15 protein-coding genes and 1 other annotated feature are annotated in these 12,702 nt (G+C 37.4%); all 15 genes read left to right on the top strand.

Going from position 1 to position 12,702, the window contains the following annotated elements; translation table 11 throughout:
* Positions 1 to 171: 171 nt before the first annotated feature.
* The 15 genes from WAX78_RS08390 (at position 172) to rpmA (ending at position 12,678) form a co-directional block, all read left to right on the top strand.
* Entirely contained in the window at positions 172 to 1,482 is a 1,311-nt protein-coding gene (locus WAX78_RS08390; protein WP_336481824.1) for a bifunctional folylpolyglutamate synthase/dihydrofolate synthase, read from the top strand.
* A 156-nt stretch (positions 1,483 to 1,638) separates the two neighbouring features.
* Positions 1,639 to 2,607, top strand: coding sequence for a stage II sporulation protein B (locus WAX78_RS08385; RefSeq protein ID WP_336481823.1), 969 nt, complete (start codon positions 1,639 to 1,641; stop codon positions 2,605 to 2,607).
* Between the two features lie 295 nt (positions 2,608 to 2,902).
* On the top strand, positions 2,903 to 3,463 hold the full coding sequence (locus WAX78_RS08380; RefSeq protein WP_336481822.1) for a Maf family protein: 561 nt from the start codon (positions 2,903 to 2,905) through the stop codon (positions 3,461 to 3,463).
* Between the two features lie 13 nt (positions 3,464 to 3,476).
* A complete protein-coding gene (radC, locus tag WAX78_RS08375; protein WP_098305083.1) occupies positions 3,477 to 4,154 on the top strand; it encodes a RadC family protein in 678 nt (225 codons plus the stop codon).
* 171 nt (positions 4,155 to 4,325) lie between these two features.
* On the top strand, positions 4,326 to 5,342 hold the full coding sequence (gene mreB / locus WAX78_RS08370; RefSeq protein ID WP_336481821.1) for a cell shape-determining protein MreB: 1,017 nt from the start codon (positions 4,326 to 4,328) through the stop codon (positions 5,340 to 5,342).
* A gap of 48 nt (positions 5,343 to 5,390) precedes the next feature.
* Entirely contained in the window at positions 5,391 to 6,245 is an 855-nt protein-coding gene (gene mreC, locus WAX78_RS08365) for a rod shape-determining protein MreC (RefSeq protein WP_336481820.1), read from the top strand.
* A 12-nt stretch (positions 6,246 to 6,257) separates the two neighbouring features.
* A complete protein-coding gene (mreD, locus tag WAX78_RS08360) occupies positions 6,258 to 6,797 on the top strand; it encodes a rod shape-determining protein MreD (protein WP_336481819.1) in 540 nt (179 codons plus the stop codon).
* 35 nt (positions 6,798 to 6,832) lie between these two features.
* A complete protein-coding gene (gene minC / locus WAX78_RS08355; RefSeq protein WP_336481818.1) occupies positions 6,833 to 7,528 on the top strand; it encodes a septum site-determining protein MinC in 696 nt (231 codons plus the stop codon).
* Between the two features lie 2 nt (positions 7,529 to 7,530).
* Positions 7,531 to 8,328, top strand: a complete 798-nt coding sequence (minD, locus tag WAX78_RS08350; protein WP_336481817.1) for a septum site-determining protein MinD — start codon at positions 7,531 to 7,533, stop codon at positions 8,326 to 8,328.
* A 183-nt stretch (positions 8,329 to 8,511) separates the two neighbouring features.
* Positions 8,512 to 9,252 carry a M23 family metallopeptidase gene (locus tag WAX78_RS08345; RefSeq protein ID WP_336481816.1) on the top strand — a complete coding sequence of 247 codons (741 nt, stop codon included), beginning with the start codon at positions 8,512 to 8,514 and terminating at the stop codon, positions 9,250 to 9,252.
* The gene (locus tag WAX78_RS08340) at positions 9,245 to 10,105 is read left to right on the top strand and encodes a M50 family metallopeptidase (RefSeq protein WP_336481815.1); all 861 of its coding nucleotides are present in this window, start codon (positions 9,245 to 9,247) and stop codon (positions 10,103 to 10,105) included. Before WAX78_RS08345 ends, WAX78_RS08340 begins: the two co-directional genes overlap by 8 nt.
* Before the next feature lie 62 nt (positions 10,106 to 10,167).
* Complete coding sequence (locus WAX78_RS08335; protein ID WP_336481814.1) at positions 10,168 to 11,550, top strand: Rne/Rng family ribonuclease; 1,383 nt, start codon at positions 10,168 to 10,170, stop codon at positions 11,548 to 11,550.
* Between the two features lie 77 nt (positions 11,551 to 11,627).
* Positions 11,628 to 11,705: a sequence feature (ribosomal protein L21 leader region), on the top strand.
* A 14-nt stretch (positions 11,706 to 11,719) separates the two neighbouring features.
* Positions 11,720 to 12,028, top strand: a complete 309-nt coding sequence (rplU, locus tag WAX78_RS08330; RefSeq protein WP_020059958.1) for a 50S ribosomal protein L21 — start codon at positions 11,720 to 11,722, stop codon at positions 12,026 to 12,028.
* 11 nt (positions 12,029 to 12,039) lie between these two features.
* Positions 12,040 to 12,384, top strand: a complete 345-nt coding sequence (locus WAX78_RS08325) for a ribosomal-processing cysteine protease Prp (protein ID WP_336481813.1) — start codon at positions 12,040 to 12,042, stop codon at positions 12,382 to 12,384.
* 3 nt (positions 12,385 to 12,387) lie between these two features.
* Positions 12,388 to 12,678 (top strand): 50S ribosomal protein L27, encoded by a 291-nt coding sequence (gene rpmA, locus WAX78_RS08320; protein WP_017150650.1) that lies wholly within the window; start codon positions 12,388 to 12,390, stop codon positions 12,676 to 12,678.
* The last annotated feature ends 24 nt before the right edge of the window (positions 12,679 to 12,702 follow it).

Here is a 12,702-nt window from a genome sequence, read left to right as displayed (position 1 = left end):
CCACCCAACTTCTTTGCTTTCCTTAAAGTTTGAGGTAGAGTGTATTACTGCCCGTTAGTGCGGGATAAAATCGTTCCAAAGAGACTCGCTGTATTGGTGAGTCTCTTTTATTTGCGTATAATAGAGCTGAGACAAGTTCTATTTTGCTGATTGGAAAGGGGAAGGGCACACGTGATACATACATATGAAGAAGCAATCGGCTGGATTCATAGCCGTTTAAAATTTGGGATTAAACCAGGGCTAGAACGTATGAAGTGGATGTTAGAGGAACTCGGAAATCCTGAGCGACATATAAAATGTGTTCATCTTGCGGGAACAAATGGAAAAGGTTCCACTCTCACATATATGCGCTATATGTTACAGGCGGCAGAGTATAAAGTAGGAACATTTACTTCACCGTACATTGAAACGTTTAATGAACGAATTAGCACGAATGGAATGCCAATTACTGATCAAGAAATTACAGATCTCGTAAATATGGTCAAACCTATTGTGGAAAAGTTAGATCAAACGGATTTAGGCGAAACGACAGAATTTGAAATCATTACTGTTATGGCGCTTTATTATTTTGGAAAGACAAATCCTTGTGACATCGTTTTATTTGAGACAGGTCTTGGAGGACGTTTTGATTCAACAAATGTCATTCACCCTGTACTTAGTATCATTACAAATATTGGTCATGATCATATGCATATTTTAGGAGATACGCTCGAAGATATCGCATTTGAAAAAGCCGGAATTATGAAATCAGGTGTTCCTGTTATTACAGGTGTGCAGCAAGGCGGCGCGTTAGAAGTCATTCGTACTGTTGCAAGTGAAAAGCGTTCTAATTTATATGAACTTGGGAATCAGTTTAAAGTAGAACATCTTTTTGCAAAGAAGCAAGGTGAACAATTTACATTCTTGTCTCCATTCCATACATATGAAGACCTTCGTATTTCTATGAAAGGTCAGCATCAAGTGCAAAATGCTGCGCTTGCTTTGATGGCAATCACGTATTTAAAAGTGTATCAGGCGTTCTTAATTGATGAGGAGCATATTCGAAAAGGGTTAGCTGAAGCATACTGGATTGGACGTTTTGAACAACTTGCTACGAACCCACATGTCATTATTGATGGTGCTCACAATCCAGAAGGAGTGCATAGCCTTGTAGAAACTGTTCGTGCTCACTATAGTGAAAAGCGAATTGTCGTTTTATTTACAGCGCTTGGGGATAAACAATTGGATGAAATGGTTGGACAGCTAGAAACAATTGCAGATGAAATGATTTTTACGACGTTTACGTTTGATCGCGCAATTTCTGCTGAGGCTCTTGCTGCTTATTCGAAACGAGAATCGAAACATATTTTTGAGAATTGGCAGGAAGCGATTGATACAACAATAGCTTCTCTACAAGAAGATGATGTTTTCTTACTAACAGGTTCTCTTTACTTCATATCAGAAGCTCGTAAATACGTTATTCAAAAAACTAGACAGAAATAAGCTGTCTAGTTTTTTAGTTCTACAAATAAAGACGCAAGCATACATATAAGATAACAATATAGGATAATTTGGCGAATCTCTTTGACAAATATCTCGTTCTTTTTTGAAACGAGTATGATACGATGCTGGCAATGATAAGAAGTAAGGAGTGGGGGTATGGACAAGCAATCGCGAACAATTTCAATTAAAGTGAATGGAACGGAAGCAAATTATTTAGAAAAGAAAGAACATGAGCAAAAGAAAGAAGAGTTTGAGTGGGTGCTGCCAGAGAATACAAATACAGTGACAAATAATGTTGTGCCGTTTCAAAAAAATGTATTATCTTCCATGCAAAAAGGGAAAAAAGGATGGAGTAATACTTTCATTTTGACAGTATCCACAGCGATTGTAATTGGGACAGGATTTGGAATGGGAATGCTCCACCTGTTAACAGGTCAAGAAACAGTTCGTGAAAATACAGCCCCAGTAGCAAATGTTACAGAGAAAAATGAGACAAAACAATCAACAAATGAGAAAAAAGAAGAAAAGAAAGCAGCATCGGCAGCTTTATCACCGCTTACTATTTATTTTGTGCAGGGCGGGGTATTTTCTACAAAAGAAAAGGGACAGGCATCGTTACAGGAGTTACAAGAAAAAGGAGTCTCTGGAGCAATTATGCAATCAGGAGATAAATATTTACTCGTTCTTGGAATAGCAAATGATGAGCAATCTGTTATGCAGATGATGGAGCAATATAAACAAAAAGATATATCAGTAATGAAAAAGAAATGGGAGATTGCGGATCAAGCGCTTCTAAAAGGGAATCAAGAGTACGGACCGTTTTTTGAAAAGCTACAATCATTGTATGGAAAATTGCTGCAACAAGCAGCTGTGATACAGTCAGGGAATAAAATAAGTAAAACAAATATAGAACAAATTGAAAATGAATGGAAGGCAATAAAAAAAGAGGAAAAAGCATTGAAGCGAGACGATGTAAAAAAATTATTTACGTATGCATCGGTGGCTGTACAGACAATACAAGAGGGAAAACAAGATGTGGCAACAATAACAAAATTGCAGCAAGTTTTAGTAGATAGCTTTCTTTCCTATGAAAAAATAGTTTCACAAAAAAACAAAAACGTATAATAATTAGATAATATTTAACTCATTATCCAGCTATTCACGGGCAGTAAGACCCCACCACAAAACTCAGGGAGAAGCGAAGTGGGAGATACATGCTGGCATGCGAATCATCAGTGAGGGTTTAATTTTTTTAAATCATCTGTTTAAGCTGAAGAAAGGGAAGGGGAGTTTAAGCTTCTTTCCTTTCTTTTGTATTTTTTAAAAGAAAAACGATATTTTCGAAATTTGAGGAGAATATATACATTTAGTATGGTTATGTTGTATCTTCCTGCTAATTTGGAAAACGAAAGGAGAACGTATGAAAAAACTTATTTTAGCGTCTGGTTCACCAAGGCGTAAAGAATTACTTGAACTAGTAGATATGCCGTTTGACGTTGTAGTTAGCGATGTGGAAGAAATAATTGGAGCATATTCATTACCGCATGATATCGTGATGTCGCTTGCATTGCAAAAAGCATCTGCTGTAGCAAAGAATTACGAAGACTGTGTTGTGCTTGGTGCTGATACAATTGTTACGTATGAGTCGCGTATTTTGGGAAAACCGGTAGATGAGGGTGAAGCGAAAGAAATGTTGCGGCTCTTATCAGGGAAAACACATGAAGTATATACAGGAGTCGCTCTTATTTCAAAAGAAAAAACAGTGACATTTTATGAGCGTGCAGAAGTAACGTTTTGGGAATTAACAGAAGAAGAAATCGATGCATATGTACGAACGAAAGAACCGCTTGATAAAGCTGGTAGCTATGGTATACAAGGAAAAGGTGCTATTTTTGTTCAACATATACAAGGTGATTATTATGCGATTGTCGGCTTGCCAATTGCACGTGTTATGCGTGAATTAAAACAATTTAATATGTAAAGGAGGCTGAAATATGAGCTGCATTCGTGATGTTGTGAAAGAAGATCAACCACGGGAACGTTTATTGCTAGAAGGAGCAAGCAGCTTATCAAACACAGAACTTCTCGCTATATTACTTCGAACGGGTTCAAAAGAGGAGTCGGTTTTAACATTAGCGAATCGAATTTTGCATCATTTTGATGGATTACGAATGTTAAAAGATGCAACAATCGAAGAAATGACAAGCATTCACGGCGTTGGGATGGCAAAAGCATCCCAACTTATTGCTGCTTTTGAACTTGGACGAAGAATGGTACGATTAGAGTATCAGAATAGATATAGCATTCGCAATCCAGAAGATTGCGCACGCTACATGATGGAGGAGATGCGCTTTTTACAACAAGAACATTTTGTGTGTCTATATTTAAATACGAAAAATCAAGTGATGCATCGACAAACGGTATTTATTGGAAGTTTGAATGCGTCAATTGTGCATCCGCGCGAGGTTTTCAAGGAAGCTTTCCGCCGCGCTGCTGCCTCTATTATATGCCTCCATAATCACCCTTCAGGCGATCCCGCACCAAGCCGAGAAGATATTGAGGTAACGAAACGACTTGTAGAATGCGGGAAAATTATCGGGATTGAAATTCTCGATCATATTATAATTGGTGACCATAAATTTGTTAGTTTAAAAGATAAAGGTCATATTTAAGACTATTTTTTTTCTTTATTTTGTTTTATAATGTGAGTTATGAGTTTTTTGTAGGCTTTCGTCTACACTATAACAAAGAACATATAAAAACGTTATGTTTTATATAAATATAATAGTATTTAAAAGAACAAATAAAGTACTTTTGTTAAATTAGAAAGGAAGATACATGATATGTTTGGAATTGGTGGTTTTACTCGTGACCTTGGAATAGACTTAGGAACAGCGAATACGCTTGTATACGTGAAGGGGAAAGGTGTCGTTGTACGCGAGCCATCTGTTGTGGCATTGCAAACAGATACAAAACAAATTGTTGCAGTTGGTAACGATGCAAAACAAATGATTGGTCGTACACCTGGAAATGTTGTAGCACTTCGTCCGATGAAAGACGGTGTTATCGCTGATTATGAAACAACAGCAACAATGATGAAATATTATATTCAACAAGCACAAAAATCAAACGGCTTCTTCTCTCGCAAGCCTTATGTAATGGTATGTGTGCCATCTGGTATTACAGCTGTTGAAAAACGTGCAGTAATTGATGCGACTCGTCAAGCAGGCGCACGTGATGCATATCCAATTGAAGAGCCATTTGCAGCAGCAATTGGTGCGAACTTACCTGTTTGGGAACCAACAGGAAGTATGGTTGTTGATATCGGTGGTGGTACAACAGAAGTTGCAATTATCTCGCTAGGTGGTATTGTAACAAGCCAATCTGTTCGTGTTGCTGGTGATGAAATGGATGATGCAATTATTCAATATGTTAAGAAAAGCTACAACGTAATGATTGGGGAACGAACATCAGAAGCATTAAAATTAGAAATCGGCTCTGCAGGCGAAGTAGAAGGTATTGAGCCAATGGACATTCGCGGTCGTGACTTAGTGACAGGATTACCAAAAACGATAACAATTCGCCCAGAAGAGATTGCAGCAGCTTTAAAAGATACAGTAGATGCGATTGTTGAGTCTGTGAAAAATACATTAGAAAAAACTCCACCAGAATTAGCGGCAGATATTATGGACCGCGGGATTGTTTTAACTGGTGGTGGTGCTTTGCTTCGTAACTTAGATAAAGTAATTAGCGAAGAAACAAATATGCCAGTTCTTGTTGCAGAAAATCCATTAGATTGCGTAGCAATTGGAACAGGTAAAGCGTTAGACAATATCCATCTTTTCAAAACTGCTCGATAAAATCCATTATTTCAGCATAAAAATTAGTGAATTTAAGAGGGTGTGAACGTGCCACAGTTTTTCTTAAACAAAAGATTAATTGTTTTGTTAGTTAGTATTATTCTTCTCGTGGCATTGATCGGGATCTCATTGAAAGAACGGAAAAATCTAACATGGCCAGAGCAGTTTGTAAAAGATACCGTAGGAGTTGTAGAGCGTGTATTTCAAAAGCCAGCGAACTATGTTGCCGGATTCTTTGAGAACGTAGGAGATGTAAAGCGCACGTATGAAGAAAATAAAGAATTAAAAGCAAACTTGGACAAGTATGCAGAATTGTCCGTAAAGGTGAAAGACTTAGAGAAAGAAAATGCAGATCTTCGTGACATTGTTGGGAAAAAAGATTCGCTTCGTAATTATAATCCGGTTCAAGCAACTATTATTAACCGCAATCCAGATAAATGGTATGACCTAATTGCAATTGATAAAGGTGCGCAACAAGGTATTCAAAAAGATTCGGCTGTTATTACATCAAAAGGTTTAGTCGGAAAAGTAAAAAGCGTTTCACAATTCACTTCAACAGTTGAACTATTAAGCTCTTTAAATAGAACAAATCGTATTTCAGCTGTTGTACAAGGGGATAAGCGTGTTTTCGGGTTAATTGAAGGATACGATAAAGAGAAGCAATTACTTCTCTTTACAAAAATCCCATCTGGTGTACCAGTAGAGAAGGATCAAATGGTTGTAACTTCTGGCTACGGTGGTGTGTTCCCAGAAGGATTGGTTATTGGGCAAATCGTCGATGTGACATCAGATGAATACGGATTAACACAAACTGCTTATGTAAAACCTGCAGCAGATTTAAATGATGTAGATAATGTTATGGTCGCAAAACGAGAAATGCCGACAGTCGATCTAGGGAAATAGGAGGGGGAAGAGATGAGTATAAAAAAAGCAATTCTTCCTCTTCTACTTCTTCTCGTGTTTGTACTCGAGAGCATGTTTTCCACCTTTGTACCAACGAGTCTTTTTTGGAAGAATACAGTCGTAGCTCCGCATTTTTTAATGATTGTTTTATGCTTTATTACAATTTACTATAATTCTGTACAAGGTATTTACTATGGACTATTATTTGGATTTTTGTTTGATATGGTGCATACAGAGCTAGTTGGTGTGTATATATTTGCTTATCCGATTTTAGCTTATCTTGTATATCATGCGATGCGAATTTTACAATTGAATCTTTTTATTGTGTTCTGTATTGTATTAGCGAGCATTGCCGCGCTGGAGTATTATGTGTATGGATTTTTGACGCTAATTGGTCGTGTTCAAATGCCAGCGCATATCTTTTTCACAGATCGTCTTCTTCCAACGTTGTTATTAAACGGCATTTTTTTACTACTGTTTTGTTTCCCACTGAGAAGATATATTTTACGTCTTTCAGAAGCCATGGAAGAAAAAGAAAAAAGGATTTTCTGATTTTATGTCGAATTGAATCGGTGGGGTGAGCATTGGTGACAGAAAAAAAGCAACAATATGTGACTATAAAAGGAACAAAGGATGGTTTAGTATTACATCTTGATGATTCCTGTTCATTTCGCGAATTGCTGCAAGAACTTGACGAAAAGCTTTCCACCCATTATTACGAGGGGGACGGACGATCGTTAATTGAAGTTCAGGTCAAAGTTGGGAATCGTTATGTGACAGAAGTACAGCAGGAAGAATTGCGTACATTAATTCGTAATAAAAAGAATTTAGTTGTAGATTCTATTGAGAGTGATGTTGTAACGAAAGAACAAGCATTGGCATGGAAAGAAGAAACAGAAATTGTTTCTGTTTCAAAGATTGTTCGTTCAGGTCAAATATTGCATGTAAAAGGCGATTTATTATTAATTGGTGATGTAAATCCAGGCGGGACGGTTATTGCTGGAGGAAATATTTTTATTATTGGAGCATTACGAGGTATTGCACATGCTGGATATTATGGGGATGCAGAAGCTGTTGTTGCAGCTTCTGTTATGAATCCAATGCAGCTTCGGATTAGCGACGTGACAACGCGCGCTCCTGAAGAGAAAGAAGACGGGGCGGAAGGGGCAGAATATGCAGAATGTGCCTACATTAATGAGAACAATTACATTGTTGTCGATCGCATTCAACTTCTCACTCATCTTAGACCTAATTTAACAAGGTTAGAAAGGGGAATTGTATAGCTGTGGGAGAGGCAATAGTTATTACATCTGGAAAAGGCGGAGTAGGAAAAACTACAACGTCTGCAAACATTGGAACAGCCTTGGCGTTATCTGGGAAAAAAATATGTTTGATTGATACAGATATCGGTCTGCGAAATTTAGACGTAGTAATGGGGCTGGAAAACCGTATTATATATGATCTTGTTGATGTTGTTGAAGGGCGTTGTCGTTTACCCCAAGCTCTTATTAGAGATAAGCGCTTCGATGAACTCTATTTATTACCTGCAGCGCAAACGAGCGACAAATCAGCTGTAACACCTGAACAAATGGAAGAATTAATACAACAATTACGCCCGGACTATGATTACATATTAATTGACTGCCCAGCTGGTATTGAACAAGGTTTTAAAAATGCTGTGGCAGGTGCCGATAAAGCGATTGTTGTTACAACGCCAGAAGTATCTTCAATGCGCGATGCCGATCGGATTATCGGACTATTGGAAAAAGAAGATATCGAGCCACCGAAATTAATTATTAACCGTGTGCGCAGTCATATGCTACATGAACAGGATATGTTGGATGTAGATGAAATTGTACGTACGCTTTCAATCGAGTTACTCGGTGTTGTAGAAGATGATGATGCAGTTATTCGGGCAACGAATACAGGAGAGCCTGTAGCATTGCAACCGAATGGAAAAGCATCAATTGCTTATCGAAATATTGCAAGACGTTTGCTTGGGGAAAATGTACCATTGCAGCCGCTTGAAAATGAAAAAGAAACGGTCTTCACGAAAATGAAAAAATTCTTCGGAATACGTTAAAAGCACTTCGCATATATGCGGAGTGTTTTTTGTTTTGCTAATCAAACTTCCCTCCATTTTAACATGTAACAGAAGATAAGGACGTTAGGTAAGAGGGGTTAAAGTTTCATTTCATTCCCATGAATATCTTTCCCGGACAACTCATACATATGTACAAACTGATTGAAAGAGGAAGGGGTCAGGATGAGAAATAAGCGAGTAGAAGAAATTAAAAAACGTATTGCTAAAAGGAAAGCACAGCAGGAAAGAACAGAAGAAGATGAATTATTTTCATATGAAGAGCAAGAATATACACAGCTTCTTATAGAAGAAGGAGAAGAAACACGCCCTTTTTTTCGCAAAGAAATATTTCTTTTTAAGTTACTACTATCTGCAATTCTTGTTCTTGTCGTAGCGATCTTATTTAAAAATACAACGAGTTCTCTTGAAGGAACGCGTACAACTGTCAAACAAGCGATGGAAAAAGAATTCCAATTTGCATCTGTTTCTAAGTGGTATGAAACGCAATTTGGAAAGCCGCTGTCATTTTTACCTTCTAGTGAAAAGAAAACGGTTCAGAAAGAAAAGGATTATGCTGTTCCTGCTTCAGGGAAAGTGATGCAAAGTTTTCATGCGAACGGGCAAGGTGTATTTGTACAAACAGCAGCAAATGCAATTGTGGAATCAGTGAATGAAGGAATTGTTGTTTTTGCCGGCCAAAAAGAGGGGTTTGGGAATATCGTTCAGGTTCAACATGCAGATGGTACTGAATCATGGTATGGAAATTTAGGAGAAGCATCAGTTAAGTTATATGATTATGTAGCGAAAAAACAAAAAATCGGAACGGTTGGCAATGATAAAAATAGTAAAAATGGTAAATTTTATTTTGCTTTTAAAAAGAATGAAAAATTTATTGATCCAATTCAGGTGATTTCATTTGAGTAAATACAGTGAAATTTTATCAAAAATTACTATTCATCCATTGTTTTGGGGAATTATGGCGATTGCAATTTTTACAGCTCGTTTTAAAGAATTATTAATTTTATTTTTCATTGTCTTTATTCATGAGCTAGGTCATGCAGTAGCTGCAGCCCATTATAAATGGCGTATTAAACAAATTCAGTTATTGCCATTTGGCGGGGTGGCTGAGCTTGAAGAGCATGGAAATAAGCCATTAAAAGAAGAATTGATTGTCATTATAGCGGGGCCTATTCAACATGTGTGGATGTTAGCTGCTGCTTATTTGTCGTACACAGTAGGCTGGATGGGAGAAGACTTCTATCATTTTTTTATGTGGAATAACATAATTATTTTGTGCTTTAACTTACTGCCGATTTGGCCTCTTGATGGAGGGAAAATTGTGCTGAATATATTGTCATATCGCTTTCCATTTGTAGAGGCACATAACATCATGATGAAAATATCAATTGCTTGTTTTAGTGCTGTATTTTTGCTGCAACTTTTCTGGAATAGTAAGAATGTAATGATGTGGACATTACTTCTTTTTTTAGTCTTCTCTTTATTTCAAGAATGGAAACAACGTCGTTATGCATTTATGAGATTCTTATTAGAGCGCTACTACGGGAAAAAACGAGAAATTGCAAAAGTTACAGCTATTACAGTTGAAAAAGAAACGAGTCTATATCATATTTTCACACAGTTTCGAAGAGGATATAAACACTCAATTATCATACAAGGAGATCATAAAAATCAATATACACTAGATGAAAATGAATTACTTTATGCATATTTTACAGAAAAAAGAACAACATCATCTATAGAAGAGTTAATTGGTTAGTGTTGACGATAACACTAACCTTTTATTATGGTATAAAAAAAGGATAAAGAGAGGAATATACTTTGAAGAAGTTATACATAAACTACATCGGTTCGGAAAAACGGGTTGCTGTTGAAGAAGAGAAAGAGATTGTAGAACTTTTATGGCAACGAAATGAACAAGAACAAATTGTTGGAAATATATATATTGGGCGTGTTATGCGAACGATAGCTGGTATGAATGCTGCCTTTGTTAATATTGGTTTGGAGAAGCATGCTTATTTGTCGTATGAAAACGTGCCATCATCTATGCGGTTGCACGAAGGACAAGCACTCCTTGTACAAGTTGTGAAAGAAGCGATTGATACGAAAGGGCCAAAAATAACAGCGAATATAGAATTCACCGGGAAATATGTCGTGTATATGCCCTACGACACAGTTTTTGCCGTTTCCCGGAAAATAAAAGATGCGAGAAAACGAGAACAACTTCTTACACTAGAAGAAACAGGTGGATTTATTTTTCGTTCTGCATGCGAGAAGGTACAAATAGAAGAGGTACAAGCGGAGATGCAACGTCTTCAGTCTCAGTTTGAGCTTGTGAAAACACAAGAACAAAGAGGAAAAGCACCGCTTCTTGTTCATTCTCCTTCTAGTTTTATAGATCGGATATTTCAAGAGATACCAGTAGAGACGGTTTCAGAAGTGATTGTAGACCAGCGTGGTATGATACAAGAATTAAAAGAGAGAATAGGTGAAGAGAAAGTTACTTTTTTTAGTGAGAAGACACCCTTATTTGCTCGCTATGGAATTGATCGTGAAGTTGAGAAAGCACTGCAAAAGGTTGTGTGGCTTCCAAACGGAGCGTATTTACTCATTGAACAAATGGAAACGATGACTGTAATTGATGTAAACACTGGGAAATTCACCGGAAAACAAAATTTACAAGATACAGTGCTGCGCACAAATGAAATGGCAGCGAAAGAAATCGCACGGCAACTGCGACTTCGAGATATTGGCGGAATGATTTTAATTGATTTTATTAATATGAAGCGCCGCGAAGAAAAAGAAAAAATAAGAGAAATCTTAAAGTCAAACTTAGAAAAAGATCATACTTATACGAGAGTATTAGGATTTACAGAGCTTGGGATTTTAGAAATGACACGAAAACGAAAAAAACAATCGCTTCGTGATGTGTTATTAGCAGACTGCACGATTTGTCAAAATAGCGGTTATGTTTTATCACATGAAACGGTAGCATATGAGTTAGAGAGAGAACTCATTGCTTATAATGGAACAGATGATGAGGCGGTTCTTATTGCTGCTCATCCGAATGTACAAAAAGTCTTTTTTGAGAAGGAACTGCAACGTAATGTATCGCTTCAAATTTATTTTATTGATGAGGAAGCTGTGCGATACAAGATTCAACGCTTTGGAACAAAGGAAGAAATATGTGCACGGAAAAAATAGTTAGTAGAACATTCATTGACAATGGGCTGTGTTTCGTGATAACATCTCTATGTTATAGTTTATAGCACCTAAACGGCTATATGCTACAACCGCACAGGACAGGTTCCAAAAAGACATTGTATGTCTACCTCGTTTTGGCGAGTCTTAGTAATTATGAGGAGGTGCAATTATGTACGCAATTATCGAAACAGGTGGAAAACAAATTAAAGTTGAAGCTGGTCAAGCAATCTACGTAGAGAAATTAGACGTAGAAGCTGGTGAAACTGTTACTTTTGACAAAGTTCTTTTCGTTGGTGGCGAAACTGTTAAAGTTGGTAGCCCAGTTGTAGAAGGTGCAACAGTTACTGCGAAAGTTGAAAAACAAGGTCGCGCTAAGAAAATCATCGTTTTCAAATACAAAGCGAAAAAGAACAATCGTAAAAAACAAGGTCACCGTCAACCATACACAAAATTAGTGATTGAAGCAATCAACGCTTAATTCGGGTTGTCATGATTAAAATTACGATTAATCGCACGAAATTAGGAAGTATCCAATCATTTAAAATGACCGGGCATGCCAACTTTGCGCCGCATGGACAAGATCTTGTCTGTGCTGGAACGACGGCGGTTGTGTTTGGATCTATAAATGCTGTGGAATCACTTTGTAATGTGCAAGCAACTATTGAACTTGGAAAAGATGGCGGATTCTTGATGTATGAATTGCCTAGTGATCTAGATGATTCTATAAAAGAAAAAGCTTGTTTTCTGTTAGAGGGCATGGTTGTTTCGCTAAAAACGATCGAACTTGATTACGGAAAATATATCCGATTAATAGAAAAAGTGCAGGAGGTGTAACGTATGTTAAGATTAGATCTTCAGTTTTTCGCATCTAAGAAAGGTGTGGGTAGTACAAAGAACGGTCGTGACTCTCAGTCAAAACGTCTTGGTGCTAAACGCGCAGATGGTCAAATGGTTTCAGGTGGTTCAATTCTTTACCGTCAACGCGGTACAAAAATTTATCCAGGTGTTAACGTTGGTCGTGGTGGCGATGACACATTATACGCGAAAGTTGACGGCGTAGTACGCTTCGAGCGTCTTGGCCGTGACCGCAAACAAGTGAGCGTATATCCTGTTGCTCAAGAAGCATAAGAAACTCACGGAAAGCTCTAACCT

This window comes from Bacillus yunxiaonensis, from assembly GCF_037104695.1.
GTDB lineage: Bacteria > Bacillota > Bacilli > Bacillales > Bacillaceae_G > Bacillus_A > Bacillus_A yunxiaonensis.
This window is presented reverse-complemented; position numbering and strand designations above follow the sequence as displayed.